The sequence below is a fragment of the Pseudomonas sp. P4_B3 genome (assembly GCF_056402295.1).
The window spans coordinates 15,123-27,870 of sequence record NZ_JBFUHR010000035.1; the positions used below are offsets into that span (position 1 = coordinate 15,123).

At 59.9% G+C, this 12,748-nt stretch carries 16 protein-coding genes; 11 read left to right on the forward strand and 5 right to left on the reverse strand.

Going from position 1 to position 12,748, the window contains the following annotated elements; translation table 11 throughout:
* Window positions 1-106: 106 nt before the first annotated feature.
* From AC1DWG_RS29085 to pilG, 3 genes are read right to left on the reverse strand one after another with little or no spacing between them, the layout of a single operon-like run.
* On the reverse strand, window positions 107-646 hold the full coding sequence (locus AC1DWG_RS29085) for a chemotaxis protein CheW (RefSeq protein ID WP_477752492.1): 540 nt from the start codon (window positions 644-646) through the stop codon (window positions 107-109).
* Between the two features lie 10 nt (window positions 647-656).
* On the reverse strand, window positions 657-1,022 hold the full coding sequence (gene pilH, locus AC1DWG_RS29090; protein ID WP_007897961.1) for a twitching motility response regulator PilH: 366 nt from the start codon (window positions 1,020-1,022) through the stop codon (window positions 657-659).
* Between the two features lie 57 nt (window positions 1,023-1,079).
* The gene (gene pilG, locus AC1DWG_RS29095; RefSeq protein WP_090451937.1) at window positions 1,080-1,484 is read right to left on the reverse strand and encodes a twitching motility response regulator PilG; all 405 of its coding nucleotides are present in this window, start codon (window positions 1,482-1,484) and stop codon (window positions 1,080-1,082) included.
* Between the two features lie 235 nt (window positions 1,485-1,719).
* Here pilG and gshB point away from each other — a divergent pair, with 235 nt between their 5' ends.
* From gshB to AC1DWG_RS29135, 8 genes are all read left to right on the forward strand, one after another.
* Complete coding sequence (gshB, locus tag AC1DWG_RS29100; RefSeq protein ID WP_477762929.1) at window positions 1,720-2,673, forward strand: glutathione synthase; 954 nt, start codon at window positions 1,720-1,722, stop codon at window positions 2,671-2,673.
* A 64-nt stretch (window positions 2,674-2,737) separates the two neighbouring features.
* Window positions 2,738-3,637 carry a TonB family protein gene (locus tag AC1DWG_RS29105; protein ID WP_477752493.1) on the forward strand — a complete coding sequence of 300 codons (900 nt, stop codon included), beginning with the start codon at window positions 2,738-2,740 and terminating at the stop codon, window positions 3,635-3,637.
* Window positions 3,638-3,658: 21 nt separating this feature from the next.
* Complete coding sequence (locus AC1DWG_RS29110) at window positions 3,659-4,246, forward strand: YqgE/AlgH family protein (protein WP_477788710.1); 588 nt, start codon at window positions 3,659-3,661, stop codon at window positions 4,244-4,246.
* Window positions 4,246-4,683 carry a Holliday junction resolvase RuvX gene (gene ruvX, locus AC1DWG_RS29115; RefSeq protein ID WP_057398155.1) on the forward strand — a complete coding sequence of 146 codons (438 nt, stop codon included), beginning with the start codon at window positions 4,246-4,248 and terminating at the stop codon, window positions 4,681-4,683. The genes AC1DWG_RS29110 and ruvX overlap by 1 nt, the downstream gene beginning before the upstream one ends.
* An 82-nt stretch (window positions 4,684-4,765) precedes the next feature.
* Window positions 4,766-5,269, forward strand: a complete 504-nt coding sequence (gene pyrR, locus AC1DWG_RS29120; protein WP_448109664.1) for a bifunctional pyr operon transcriptional regulator/uracil phosphoribosyltransferase PyrR — start codon at window positions 4,766-4,768, stop codon at window positions 5,267-5,269.
* Window positions 5,270-5,296: 27 nt separating this feature from the next.
* Window positions 5,297-6,301, forward strand: coding sequence for an aspartate carbamoyltransferase catalytic subunit (locus AC1DWG_RS29125; protein WP_007939362.1), 1,005 nt, complete (start codon window positions 5,297-5,299; stop codon window positions 6,299-6,301).
* Window positions 6,298-7,569: a dihydroorotase gene (locus AC1DWG_RS29130; protein WP_477788706.1), complete on the forward strand. Its 1,272-nt coding sequence runs from the start codon at window positions 6,298-6,300 to the stop codon at window positions 7,567-7,569. Before AC1DWG_RS29125 ends, AC1DWG_RS29130 begins: the two co-directional genes overlap by 4 nt.
* 652 nt (window positions 7,570-8,221) lie before the next feature.
* On the forward strand, window positions 8,222-8,626 hold the full coding sequence (locus AC1DWG_RS29135) for a hypothetical protein (protein ID WP_477762931.1): 405 nt from the start codon (window positions 8,222-8,224) through the stop codon (window positions 8,624-8,626).
* Between the two features lie 96 nt (window positions 8,627-8,722).
* Here AC1DWG_RS29135 and AC1DWG_RS29140 read toward each other — a convergent pair whose 3' ends face one another.
* The gene (locus tag AC1DWG_RS29140; RefSeq protein WP_477752497.1) at window positions 8,723-9,142 is read right to left on the reverse strand and encodes an NINE protein; all 420 of its coding nucleotides are present in this window, start codon (window positions 9,140-9,142) and stop codon (window positions 8,723-8,725) included.
* A 251-nt stretch (window positions 9,143-9,393) separates the two neighbouring features.
* On the opposite strand from AC1DWG_RS29140, the gene AC1DWG_RS29145 reads away from it, so the two are divergent.
* Window positions 9,394-10,014: a C40 family peptidase gene (locus tag AC1DWG_RS29145; protein ID WP_477752498.1), complete on the forward strand. Its 621-nt coding sequence runs from the start codon at window positions 9,394-9,396 to the stop codon at window positions 10,012-10,014.
* 69 nt (window positions 10,015-10,083) lie between these two features.
* Here AC1DWG_RS29145 and AC1DWG_RS29150 read toward each other — a convergent pair whose 3' ends face one another.
* Window positions 10,084-11,118 carry a type IV pilus twitching motility protein PilT gene (locus AC1DWG_RS29150; RefSeq protein WP_477752499.1) on the reverse strand — a complete coding sequence of 345 codons (1,035 nt, stop codon included), beginning with the start codon at window positions 11,116-11,118 and terminating at the stop codon, window positions 10,084-10,086.
* A gap of 56 nt (window positions 11,119-11,174) precedes the next feature.
* On the opposite strand from AC1DWG_RS29150, the gene AC1DWG_RS29155 reads away from it, so the two are divergent.
* The gene (locus AC1DWG_RS29155) at window positions 11,175-11,873 is read left to right on the forward strand and encodes a YggS family pyridoxal phosphate-dependent enzyme (RefSeq protein ID WP_477752500.1); all 699 of its coding nucleotides are present in this window, start codon (window positions 11,175-11,177) and stop codon (window positions 11,871-11,873) included.
* Window positions 11,874-11,908: 35 nt separating this feature from the next.
* On the forward strand, window positions 11,909-12,727 hold the full coding sequence (gene proC / locus AC1DWG_RS29160; RefSeq protein WP_477762932.1) for a pyrroline-5-carboxylate reductase: 819 nt from the start codon (window positions 11,909-11,911) through the stop codon (window positions 12,725-12,727).
* Window positions 12,728-12,748 lie beyond the last annotated feature (21 nt).

The window sequence follows — 12,748 nt, forward strand, 5'->3', positions numbered from 1 at the left end:
TAGGAGCGAGCTTGCTCCGGGCGGCGCTCCGACGATGGAGCGTCAGCTACATGGGTGTCGACTGATCCACCATCGCGAGCAAGCTCGCTCCTACAAAGGTCCGTGTTTACACCGCGACGTTCATGAACCCCTGGGACTGCGCCAACGCAAACGGGCTGAACACCTGCCAACACTGCTCGCGCTGAAACCGGCCTTTGACGAACGCCGCCACTGGCCCGTGCAGCTGGTCTGCCGGCACCGGCTCCAGGCTGTCCTGGGCAAAGTGCTGGAGGCCGAAGACTTCATCGACCAACAACCCGGCAAACACCTCTTCATGTTCCACCACCAACACCCGCCGCTGCCGGCGCACCGCCGAAAGCTCGTGCCCGAAGAAACCGCACAAGTCCATGACCGGCAGCAAACGCCCGCGCAGGTTGGCGACACCCTTGACCCAGGGTTTGACCCCCGGTAGCTGAGTGAAGCGCGGTTCGTGCAGGACTTCGCTGACTTCGCTCATGGGCGCGACATACCAGTGCTCGCCCAGGCGAAAACCGATGCCGCTCCAGCTGTCCCGCCGGGGTGGCTGGGACGGCAAGTCCGCCGCCAGCAAACGACATCGCCGGTCGATTTGCAGCAGCAGTTCAAAAGCCGTCAGCGACTCGTTCATGACCTGACGATCAACCGGCCAGCACGTTATTCAGGGTCTTGATCAGGGTGTCTTCATCGACCGGCTTGGTCAGGTAATCCTTGGCGCCCTGGCGCGTGCCCCAGACCTTGTCGGTTTCCTGGTCCTTGGTGGTGATGATGATCACCGGGATGTGTCCGGTTTCCGGATCCTTGGTGAGCTGACGGGTCGCCTGGAAGCCGTTGAGGCCGGGCATGACAATGTCCATCAGCACCGCGTCGGGTTTTTCCTGGCGGGCCAGGGCCACACCGTCGGCGCCGTTTTCGGCTTTCAACACTTCATGACCGTGCTTTTCCAGCATGCCGGTCAGTTTGTACATTTCGGTCGGCGAATCATCGACGATCAGAATACGTGCCATGGTCTTCCCCATTCTTGTCGACGCCGGGCCCGATGGCCGAGCGTCACTGTGCGTGTCCTACTGCGGCAAAACGGCGGCGAAGCCAGGAACATGGGCCTGGATCGCATCAAGCAATTCTTCCTTGCTGAAAGGCTTGGTCAAAAACTGGTCGGAGCCGACGATACGCCCCTTGGCCTTGTCGAACAGCCCGTCCTTGGACGACAGCATGATCACCGGCGTGGACTTGAACGCGCTGTTGTTCTTGATCAGGGCGCAGGTCTGATAGCCATCCAGGCGCGGCATCATGATGTCGACAAAGATGATGCCGGGATGGTTGTCGACAATCTTGGCCAGGGCATCAAAACCGTCGATGGCCGTGATGACCTCACAACCCACGTTCTTGAGCAGCGTTTCGGCGGTGCGACGGATCGTCTTCGAATCGTCGATCACCATGACCTTCAAGGCGCTGGGGTGCTGTTCCATAAAATGCTCTACCGTCGCCTTTGCGAAACAAATTGTCCGTTTGCCGGTTAACGCGGCTCGAAACCCTTGATGCTCAAGGGCCGGCACGACATGGCAGCCTTTTTAGCACAGTCTCCAAAACCAATCTATCGGCCGACCCGCAAGGTGGTTTTTCCTTGACCGGGAACACACTCAGCGCCACTCTGACGCCACTTTTTTCATACCGATCCGGTAGCCAATTTTCGAGGAAAACCCAATGAGCGTTCGCGTCGGGATTGTCATGGACCCTATCGCCAGCATTTCCTATAAAAAGGATAGCTCGCTGGCCATGCTGCTGGCCGCGCAAAAGCGTGGCTGGGAGCTGTTCTACATGGAGCAGCGCGACCTGTATCAGGGCGATGGCCAGGCGCGGGCGCGGATGCGTCCGCTGCAGGTGTTCGCCAACCCGGAAAAGTGGTTCGAACTGGGCGCCGAAAGCGACGCGCTGCTGAGCGATCTGGACGTGATCCTGATGCGCAAGGATCCGCCGTTCGACATGGAGTTCGTCTATTCCACTTATTTGCTGGAACAGGCCGAGCGCGCTGGCGTGCTGGTGGTCAACAAGCCGCAAAGCCTGCGCGACTGCAACGAAAAGCTGTTCGCCACGCTGTTCCCGCAGTGCACGCCGCCGACCATCGTCAGCCGTCGCCCGGACGTCCTGCGCGAATTCGCCGACCACCATGGCGATGTGATTCTCAAGCCGCTGGACGGCATGGGCGGTTCCTCGATTTTCCGCCACACCGCCGGCCACCCGAACCTCTCGGTGATTCTCGAAACCCTGACCTTGCATGGCCAGCAGCAAATCATGATCCAGGGCTACTTGCCGGCCATCGTCGATGGCGACAAGCGCATCCTGATGATTGACGGCGAGCCTGTGGATTATTGCCTGGCGCGGATTCCGGCCAAGGGCGAAACCCGTGGCAACCTCGCCGCCGGCGGCCGTGGCGAAGCCCGCCCGCTGACCGACAAAGACCGCTGGATCGCCGCGCAAGTCGGCCCGACCCTGCGTGAAAAAGGCCTGTTGTTCGTTGGCCTGGATGTGATCGGCGAGCACCTGACCGAGATCAACGTCACCAGCCCGACCTGCATTCGCGAGATTGATAATGCGTTTGGCACCGACATCGGCGGCCTGTTGATGGATGCCATCGATCAGAAGCTCAAGGCACGTTGATTAGCCAAACCAACATTGCGTTATCATGCGCGGCCTGTGAAAACGCGATGTTGGTTTCCTTGTCATGACCCTCCCGTCCGATCTGCCTGCCGAACTCGCCCACCGTGGCGTGCGCCCGGCCGATCGCCTCGGTTTTACCCTGTTTCTGGCGGCGCTGATCCACCTGGCCTTGCTGTTGGGTGTCGGGTTTGCAGTGGTCGAGCCCAAGCAGATCAGCAAAACCCTGGAAATCACCCTCGCCACCTTCAAAAGCGAAAAGAAGCCTGAAAAGGCCGACTTCCTCGCCCAGCAGAATCAGCAAGGCAGCGGCACCCTGGATAAAAAGGCGATTCCCAAGACCACCGAGGTCGCGCCGTTCCAGGACAACAAGGTGCAAAAGGTCACGCCACCGCCGGCCGCCAAGCCTGAAACGCAGGAAGCTTCGCCCAAGGCTGCCGTGACCACCGTGGCACCGAAACCGAAAAAAGCCCCCGCCAAGACCGAGGAGCCCAAGACCGAGGTCAAATCCCAGGTCCAGGCACCGACGTTCGACAGTGAGCAACTGTCCAGCGACATCGCCAGCCTCGAAGCGGAACTGGCCGCCGAACAACAGCTGTACGCCAAGCGCCCGCGCATCCACCGCTTGAGCGCAGCATCGACCATGCGCGACAAGGGCGCCTGGTACAAAGACGAATGGCGCAAGAAAGTCGAGCGCATCGGTAACCTCAATTACCCTGACGAAGCGCGGCGCAAACAGATCTACGGCAACTTGCGCCTGATGGTGTCGATCAATCGCGACGGTTCGCTGTATGAAGTGCTGGTGCTGGAGTCCTCAGGCCAGCCGCTGCTGGACCAGGCGGCGCAACGGATCGTCCGGCTGGCGGCACCGTTTGCGCCGTTTACCGGGGATTTGTCGGATATTGACCGGCTGGAGATCATCCGCACCTGGAAGTTTGCCCGTGGGGACAGGCTCTCCAGCAATTGACCGGCATATCCCCTGTAGGAGCTGGCTTGCCAGCGAAGGYGCCTTCAAGATCGCCGCTACCTCAAGCATCAATTCCTGATCGCCATGCCACACATGGCCGACCCGAACTTTGCGCACACCTTGACCTACATCGTCGAGCACACGGCCAATGGTGCCATGGGGCTGGTGGTCAACCGTCCGCAAGAGCTGAACCTGGCCGATATCCTTGAGCAATTGCGCCCGGATATCGAACCGCCTGCGCTCTGCCAGCATGTGCCGATTTTTATCGGCGGCCCGGTGCAGACCGATCGCGGCTTCGTCCTGCACCCCAAGGGGCTGACTTTCCAGGCAACCGTTGATCTGGAAGACGAGTTATCCCTGTCGACCACCCAGGACATACTGTTCGCCATCGCTGACGGCGTCGGCCCGGCAAAAAGCCTGATCGCCCTCGGCTATGCCGGCTGGGAAGCCGGGCAGCTGGAGGCCGAACTCGCGCAGAACGCCTGGTTGACCTGCCCGTTTGACGCCGACATCCTGTTCAACACCAGCAGCGAACTGCGCCTGGAAGCGGCGGCCAAGCACCTGGGCATCAACCTCAGCCTGCTGACCAGCCAGGCGGGGCACGCCTGATGGCCCTGCGACTGATTCTCGGATTCGACTACGGCACCAAACAGATTGGTGTTGCGGTCGGCCAGGTGGTGACCGGCCAGGCCCGCGAGCTGTGCACGCTGAAAGCGCAGAACGGCATTCCTGACTGGAACCAGGTCGAAGCCCTCATCAAAGAGTGGAAACCCGATGCCGTGGTGGTCGGCCTGCCGTTGAACATGGACGGCACCCCCAGTGACATGTGCGCCCGCGCGGAAAAGTTCGCCCGGCGCCTGAACGGCCGCTTCAACCTGCCCTTCTATACCCACGATGAACGCCTGACCACCTTCGAGGCCAAGGGTGAACGCCTGGCTCGTGGCGGCCAGAAAGGCAGTTACCGCGACAACCCGGTCGATGCCATCGCCGCCGCCCTGCTGCTGCAAGGCTGGCTCGACGAGAATGGCGCACTGTTCGAATCCTGAAGAGCCGCTACGCGCCTCTATTAGCTACAACAACCCGAGCCACCTTGCGCACAAGCCGGCTCGGGCCCAAGAAGGAGCAACCATGAGCCTGCCCAATCCCGCCGAACTGATCAGCCAGATGGCCACGCGCCTGAAGGCCCACCTGGAGCACCGTGGCATCAGCGACCCGCGTTTCATCGGCATCCGTACCGGCGGCGTCTGGGTGGCCCAAGCCCTGCTCAAGGAATTGGGCAGCGATGAGCCCCTCGGCACCCTGGACGTGTCCTTCTACCGCGACGATTTCAGCCAGAACGGCCTGCACCCGCAGGTTCGCCCTTCGGCGCTGCCGTTCGAGATCGAAGGCCAGCACCTGGTACTGATCGACGACGTACTGATGAGCGGCCGGACCATCCGCGCCGCCATGAACGAACTGTTCGACTACGGCCGCCCGGCCAGCGTGACGCTGGTGTGCCTGCTGGATCTGGACGCCGGCGAATTGCCGATCCGCCCGAACGTGGTGGGCGCCACCCTGTCGCTGGCGGCCCACGAACGGGTGAAGCTGTCCGGCCCCGAGCTCGCGCTCGAACTGCAAGACCTCGCCCTTTAATTCGCCCTATTGAGAGTCCCCCTTGCGATGACGCCTCTAGAAACCAAGCGCCCGCTGCAGCTCAATGATCAGGGCCAGCTGCGCCACTTCCTCTCGCTCGACGGTTTGCGCCGCGAGCTGCTGACGGAAATCCTCGACACCGCCGATTCCTTCCTCGAAGTCGGCGCCCGGGCCGTCAAGAAGGTCCCGTTGCTGCGCGGCAAGACCGTGTGCAACGTGTTCTTCGAGAACTCGACCCGCACCCGCACCACCTTCGAACTGGCGGCCCAGCGGCTCTCGGCGGACGTGATCACCCTCAACGTGTCCACCTCGTCGGCGAGCAAGGGCGAAACCCTGCTCGACACCCTGCGCAACCTGGAAGCCATGGCCGCCGACATGTTCGTCGTGCGCCACGGTGATTCAGGTGCCGCTCACTTCATCGCCGAGCATGTCTGCCCACAAGTGGCGATCATCAACGGCGGCGACGGCCGGCACGCGCACCCGACCCAGGGCATGCTCGACATGCTGACCATCCGCCGGCACAAGGGCGGGTTCGAAAACCTTTCGGTGGCCATCGTCGGCGACATCCTGCATTCGCGGGTCGCGCGTTCGAACATGCTGGCCCTGAAAACCCTCGGTTGCCCGGACATCCGCGTGATCGCGCCGAAAACCCTGCTGCCGATCGGCATCGAGCAGTATGGCGTGAAGGTCTACACCGACATGACCGAAGGCCTGAAAGACGTCGACGTGGTGATCATGCTGCGCCTGCAGCGTGAACGCATGACCGGCGGCCTGCTGCCGAGCGAAGGCGAGTTCTATCGCCTGTTCGGCCTGACCACCGCGCGCCTGGCCGGTGCCAAGCCCGATGCCATCGTGATGCACCCGGGGCCGATCAACCGTGGCGTGGAAATCGAGTCGGCAGTGGCCGACGGCCCGCATTCGGTGATCCTCAACCAGGTGACCTACGGGATCGCCATTCGTATGGCCGTGCTGTCCATGGCCATGAGCGGGCAGACTGCCCAGCGCCAATTCGAGCAGGAGAACGCCCAGTGAAGCTCAGCATTCTCGGCGCCCGCGTGATCGATCCGGCCAGTGGCCTGGATCAAGTGACCGATATCCACATTGAAGCCTGCAAAGTCGTCGCCCTTGGCGCTGCGCCAGCCGGTTTTGTCGCCGTCGACACAATCGACGCCAAAGGCCTGGTGGCCGCTCCCGGCCTGGTAGACCTCAACGTTGCCCTGCGCGAGCCGGGTTACAGTCGCAAAGGCTCGATCGTCAGCGAAACCCGCGCAGCGGCGGCTGGCGGCGTGACCAGCCTGTGCTGCCCGCCGAAGACCAAACCGGTGCTGGACACTTCCGCGGTGGCCGAACTGATCCTCGACCGTGCCCGCGAGGCCGGCAACACCAAAGTCTTCCCGATTGGCGCCCTGAGTAAAGGCCTGGACGGTGAACAGCTCGCCGAACTCGTCGCTCTGCGCGATGCCGGTTGCGTGGCCTTCGGCAATGGCCTGGAGAGTTTCCGCAACACCCGCACCCTGTGCCGGGCGCTGGACTACGCAGCGACCTTCGACCTGACGGTGATTTTCAACTCCCAGGATCACGACCTGGCCGAGGGTGGCCTGGCTCACGAAGGCCCGACCGCCAGCTTCCTGGGCTTGCCGGGCATTCCGGAAAGTGCCGAGACCGTCGCCCTGGCCCGCGATCTGCTGCTGGTTGAACAGACCGGCGTGCGCGCACACTTCAGCCAGCTCACCAGCGCCCGCGGTGTTGAATTGATCGCCCAGGCCCAGGCCCGAGGCCTGAAGGTGACCGCGGATGTCGCCCTGTACCAGCTGATCCTTACCGACGAAGCGCTGATCGACTTCAGCAGCCTGTATCACGTCCAACCGCCGCTACGCACCCGCGCCGACCGCGAAGGCCTGCGCGCAGCGGTGAAATCGGGGGTGATCTCGGCCATCTCCAGCCATCACCAACCCCATGAGCGTGACGCCAAACTGGCACCGTTCGGCGCGACCGAGCCAGGCATCAGCAGCGTTGAACTGCTGCTGCCACTGGCAATGACCCTGGTCGAAGATGGCTTGCTGGACCTGCCGACGTTGCTCAAACGCCTGAGCGCCGGCCCTGCCGAGGCCTTGCGCCTGCCGGCAGGCAAACTGGCGGTGGGTGGTGCGGCGGACATCGTGCTGTTCGACCCGGCGGCCTCGACCGTGGCGGGTGGAAGCTGGCTGTCCAAGGGCGAAAACTGCCCGTTCTTTGGCCACAGCCTGCCGGGTGTGGTGCGTTACACATTGGTGGATGGGCGGATCAGCCACCAGGCTTAAAAACAAAAGATCGCAGCCTGCGGCAGCTCCTACAGGGAAATGCATATTCCCGTGTAGGAGCTGCCGCAGGCTGCGATCTTTTGATCTTCGCTTATCGTCTCTGCGCGTTACGCACAGAAACCTGTTCATTCAACGTCCAGAAGTCATGTAGCCCTCCTGCCCTTCCTCCACTGCCTTTCCCCAAACAGCACATCCGCATCAAGAATATTTCTACAAGCGATGGTAAATAAAACTATCCAATGAACAGATGCTTCTGACTTCTCACCATCTGCACGAAAAGAACTTCACAACATACAGAAACATCCTACAAAGTTATTGAGTGCAGATTCAAAATCCATCATTTAGTACAAATACAGCACAAGGAAAAATCACTACACCCCCCCTGAACACAAAGACTATAAAAACAAGGAGCAACGGGAAATTCAGGCGGCTTTACAGTTAATCCTGGGTTCACTTGGGGAACCTATGGGACTGCAGATTGGCAGGGCGCAGGTGAAGCCATCATCACCAACGACGGGCAAACTTACTCACTGCCACTGTGCGACGGCCCCGTCATCTCCCCAGCCGAAATGGATATGCTCCATGATTGGCTAGAATGAAAAACGGTATAAAAGCCTTTACTTATGAGCTTCTGCATTCAGGAAGAGCCAACATGAAGCCTCTCTACAAACACCTGAACTACATCTACCCAGTGCTTTTAGCGATCACCTCCAGTGTAGCAATATTTATTTTAGAAAATAATTTGAGCACAGGCATTTACAACATAGATCGAGACTCAATTGGAATACCAATAGGTGCAATCCTGATTGCAGGCTTAACATTACTTACACTTCATCTAATGCAAATACTCTTATACAAAAAAGCCCGCACACACCGCACGAACGGAACCTTAATAAAAGCATCAGCGTTGATAACTGCATTTGCATCACTTGCGATTCTCGCTGACAGCATAAATTACTGGGCTACTCCAAACCACCTCATCATTTCAACTTTATACAGCATCAGTACAATTGCATTTGCAACACTTCAACTTCAACTGCTAAAAGCATTTCAATAGTTATTCACAGGCTATGACTCAAGCAGACGAATAGCAGGATCAGCCACCAGACGTAAAACCCTGTGGCGAGAGGGCATGCCCCCTCGCCACATTTAATCAACGACTCTGCGCATTACGCACCGACACCTGATCATTCAACGTCCAGAAGTCATACAGCACGCCAACAAAGAACAACCCGCCCGTCAGCAAGTACAGCAACCCACTGATCCATTTCCCCTGATACATCCGGTGCACGCCAAACACCCCGAGAAACGTCAGCAGAATCCACGCCACGTTGTATTCGATCGGCCCGGCGGTGAACCGCAGGTCCGCTTCACGGTCCATGGACGGGATCAGGAAGATGTCGATCAGCCAACCGATCCCCAGCAAGCCAAAGGTGAAGAACCAGATCGTCCCGGTCACCGGCTTGCCGTAATAGAAGCGGTGAGCGCCGGTAAAACCGAAAATCCACAGCAGGTAACCGATCACTTTGCTGTGGGTGTCTTGCTGCTGGACAGCCTGTTGATAGGGGTTCATGAATGGCCTCGATTCACACGATAGATAAATATTCTTTAATTCTTTGTGACTTTTTTACAGGCATCCGACGTATGGCAAATGCTACCGTCACTCCCGTCAAAGCCTTGTAACACCGGACTTCTGTCCGACAATTGCGCCATTTTGCCGCTTTTTTGCCACCATTGCCCCCCGAATTGAATCGACCAACGGCCTCGGAGGCAGCAAAAAAGCTGTTATAAAGTTGCGCGCTAACTTATTAAGAGCCTTGCCTAATGCGTTCATTTTTCAAGACATGGCTAACCATTTGCCTTTTGATGCCACTGGCCGCCCACGCCACCAATCGTGAGCAACGTCTTCCTAACGTTAATGGTTACACCCCAAAATCCCATGCCTCTGCTCCTTCGAGCAAAGACAAAAAATCCGCTAAATATGCTCCAAGCCTGGCCAGCAGCAAAAGCGGCCTGGTTCCACCGATGGGCACCAAGGAAAGCAGCGACGTGCTGAGCCGCGCCGTGAACGTCCTTGGCACTCCCTATCGTTGGGGTGGCAGCAGCCCAAGCAAAGGCTTCGATTGCAGCGGCCTGGTGAAGTACGCGTTCAACGACGCTACGTTCGACCTGCCACGCACCTCCAATGCCATGGCCAGCGGTCATGGGGAAAAAGTCGATCGCAACGACCTGAAGCCGGGCGACCTGATTTTCTTCAACATCAAGAGCCGTCGGGTCAATCACGTCGCCATTTACCTGGGCAACGATCGCTTCATCCACGCGCCACGTCGCGGCAAGTCGGTGTCCATCGACACTTTGAATAAACCGTACTGGGAAAACCACTACGTGGTTGCCAAGCGGGTTCTGCCGAAAGAGCCGAATCAGTTGCGGGTTGTTCAGCGCTGATTAAAGCAAGATCAAAGGATCGTCCGAAGGCTCGGGCCGCGTTCGGACGATCTTTTGCTTTCAGGGCCATCAAAACCCATCCGGTGACCGCGCCTTCTCCCGCGCATGGTCACGACTGATCAAGCCCTTGGTCACCAGGTCCTTCAAGCTCATATCCAGCGTCTGCATGCCCAGCGCCCCTCCCGACTGAATCGCCGAGTACATCTGCGCCACCTTGTCTTCGCGGATCAGGTTCCGGATCGCCGACGTCCCCAGCATGATTTCGTGGGCCGCGATGCGCCCGCCGCCGATCTTCTTCACCAGGGTCTGGGACACCACCGCCAGCAGCGACTCGGAGAGCATCGATCGCACCATCGACTTCTCGTCCCCCGGAAACACGTCCACCACACGATCGATGGTTTTCGCCGCCGACGTGGTGTGCAGCGTGCCGAACACCAGATGACCGGTTTCGGCGGCGGTCAACGCCAGGCGAATGGTCTCCAGATCGCGCATCTCGCCCACCAGAATCACATCCGGGTCTTCCCGCAGTGCCGATCGCAAGGCGGTGGCGAAGCTGCGAGTATCGCGATGGACTTCACGCTGGTTGATCAGGCACTTGCGCGGCTCATGGACAAACTCGATAGGGTCCTCGATGGTGAGGATGTGGTGATGGCGATGGGAATTGAGGTAATCGATCATCGCCGCCAGCGTGGTGGACTTGCCGGAACCGGTCGGGCCAGTCACCAGCACCAGGCCACGGGGCGCGTCGGTCATTTTGCGAAACACGTCCCCCATGCCCAGTTCGTCCATGCCCTGCACTTTCGACGGGATGGTACGAAACACAGCGCCCGCGCCACGGTTCTGATTGAACGCATTGACCCGAAAGCGCGCCACACCGGGCACATCAAAGGAAAAATCGGTTTCCAGATGTTTCTCGAAATCCACCCGCTGGGCGTCATTCATGATGGCATGGATCAGCGTCTGCACCTGTTGGTGATCCAGGGCCGGCAGATTGATGCGCCGCACATCACCGTCAACCCGAATCATCGGCGGCAGGCCGGCAGACAGGTGCAGGTCGGATGCGCCCTGTTTCGCGCTGAATGCCAGCAGTTCGGTGATATCCATAGCGCCCCTCAATTCCAGTAGAATGCCGCGAACCTTCAGACCGCTGGCGCCTCTTGATGTCCACCATAGCAGACAACATTCTCGAAGTTAGTTCGCGCATCCATGCCGCAACACTCGCCGCCAACCGCGGTGAAAACAGCGTCCATCTGCTGGCCGTGAGCAAGACCAAACCCGCACAAGACCTACGTGAAGCCTACGCCGCCGGCCTGCGCGACTTTGGCGAGAACTACCTGCAGGAAGCGCTGGGCAAGCAGCTCGAACTGGCCGACCTGCCCTTGATCTGGCACTTCATCGGCCCCATTCAATCGAACAAGACTCGTGCTATCGCCGAGCACTTCGACTGGGTGCATTCCGTGGATCGTCTGAAAATCGCACAACGCCTGTCCGAACAACGTCCCGCAGATTTGCCGCCCCTGAACATCTGCATTCAGATCAATGTCAGCGGTGAAGCCAGCAAATCCGGCTGCACCCCGGCTGACCTGCCGGCCCTGGCCAACGCCATCAGCGACCTGCCGCGCCTGAAACTGCGCGGGCTGATGGCAATCCCCGAGCCGACTGAAGATCGCGCTGCCCAGGATGCCGCTTTCGCTGCCGTGCAAAGCCTGCAAGCCAGCCTGAACCTGCCGCTCGACACACTTTCCATGGGCATGAGCCACGACCTCGAGTCAGCCATTGCCCAGGGTGCCACTTGGGTGCGGATCGGTACCGCCCTGTTTGGCGCTCGCGGCTCTTCACAAATGCACGGCCAGCCATGAGCCATGGCCGACACCTCTCTTTATAAGGACCTGACATGAGCAAAATGCGTATTGCCTTTATCGGTGCCGGCAACATGGCAGCCAGCCTGATCGGCGGCCTGCGGGCCAAGGGTCTGGAAGCCGCACAGATCCGCGCCAGCGATCCGGGCGAAGAAACCCGCGCCCGCGTGAGCGCTGAACATGGCATCGAAACCTTCGCCGACAACACCCAGGCCATTGATGGCGCCGACGTCGTTGTCCTGGCGGTCAAACCCCAGGCGATGAAAGCCGTTTGCGAAGCCATTCGCCCAAGCCTCAAGCCCAATCAACTGGTGGTTTCGATTGCCGCGGGCATCACCTGCGCCAGCATGAACAACTGGCTCGGCGCCCAGCCGATCGTGCGCTGCATGCCCAACACCCCGGCGCTGGTGCGTCAGGGCGCGAGCGGCCTGTTCGCAACAGCCGAGGTGACAGCCGAACAGCGTCAGCAGGCCCAGGAACTGCTGTCCGCCGTCGGCATCGCCCTGTGGCTGAATGAAGAGCAGCAACTGGACGCCGTCACCGCCGTTTCCGGCTCGGGCCCGGCGTATTTCTTCCTGTTGATCGAGGCCATGACCGCCGCCGGTGTGAAACTCGGCCTGCCGGCGGACATCGCCGCGCAACTGACCTTGCAAACCGCCTTGGGCGCCGCCCACATGGCGGTCTCCAGCGACGTCGACGCCGCCGAGTTGCGCCGCCGTGTCACCTCGCCTGCGGGCACCACGGAAGCTGCAATCAAGTCGTTCCAAGCCAATGGTTTTGAAGCCCTGGTCGAACAAGCACTCAGTGCTGCCGCGCATCGCTCGGCCGAGATGGCTGAGCAACTCGGTCGCTAATCAGCTCTTACAAAGGAATCA

What these genes read in the sequence shown, in the direction of transcription:
- AC1DWG_RS29135 (WP_477762931.1), top strand. Translation starts at nt 8,222, where the DNA reads ATGAAGCCTCTCTACAAACACCTGAACTACATCTACCCAGTGCTTTTA.
- pilG (WP_090451937.1), bottom strand. Translation starts at nt 1,484, where the DNA reads ATGGAACAGCACCCCAGCGCCTTGAAGGTCATGGTGATCGACGATTCG.
- AC1DWG_RS29145 (WP_477752498.1), top strand. Translation starts at nt 9,394, where the DNA reads ATGCGTTCATTTTTCAAGACATGGCTAACCATTTGCCTTTTGATGCCA.
- AC1DWG_RS29140 (WP_477752497.1), bottom strand. Translation starts at nt 9,142, where the DNA reads ATGAACCCCTATCAACAGGCTGTCCAGCAGCAAGACACCCACAGCAAA.
- AC1DWG_RS29105 (WP_477752493.1), top strand. Translation starts at nt 2,738, where the DNA reads ATGACCCTCCCGTCCGATCTGCCTGCCGAACTCGCCCACCGTGGCGTG.
- AC1DWG_RS29085 (WP_477752492.1), bottom strand. Translation starts at nt 646, where the DNA reads ATGAACGAGTCGCTGACGGCTTTTGAACTGCTGCTGCAAATCGACCGG.
- AC1DWG_RS29150 (WP_477752499.1), bottom strand. Translation starts at nt 11,118, where the DNA reads ATGGATATCACCGAACTGCTGGCATTCAGCGCGAAACAGGGCGCATCC.
- pyrR (WP_448109664.1), top strand. Translation starts at nt 4,766, where the DNA reads ATGAGCCTGCCCAATCCCGCCGAACTGATCAGCCAGATGGCCACGCGC.
- gshB (WP_477762929.1), top strand. Translation starts at nt 1,720, where the DNA reads ATGAGCGTTCGCGTCGGGATTGTCATGGACCCTATCGCCAGCATTTCC.
- AC1DWG_RS29155 (WP_477752500.1), top strand. Translation starts at nt 11,175, where the DNA reads ATGTCCACCATAGCAGACAACATTCTCGAAGTTAGTTCGCGCATCCAT.
- pilH (WP_007897961.1), bottom strand. Translation starts at nt 1,022, where the DNA reads ATGGCACGTATTCTGATCGTCGATGATTCGCCGACCGAAATGTACAAA.
- proC (WP_477762932.1), top strand. Translation starts at nt 11,909, where the DNA reads ATGAGCAAAATGCGTATTGCCTTTATCGGTGCCGGCAACATGGCAGCC.
- AC1DWG_RS29125 (WP_007939362.1), top strand. Translation starts at nt 5,297, where the DNA reads ATGACGCCTCTAGAAACCAAGCGCCCGCTGCAGCTCAATGATCAGGGC.
- ruvX (WP_057398155.1), top strand. Translation starts at nt 4,246, where the DNA reads ATGGCCCTGCGACTGATTCTCGGATTCGACTACGGCACCAAACAGATT.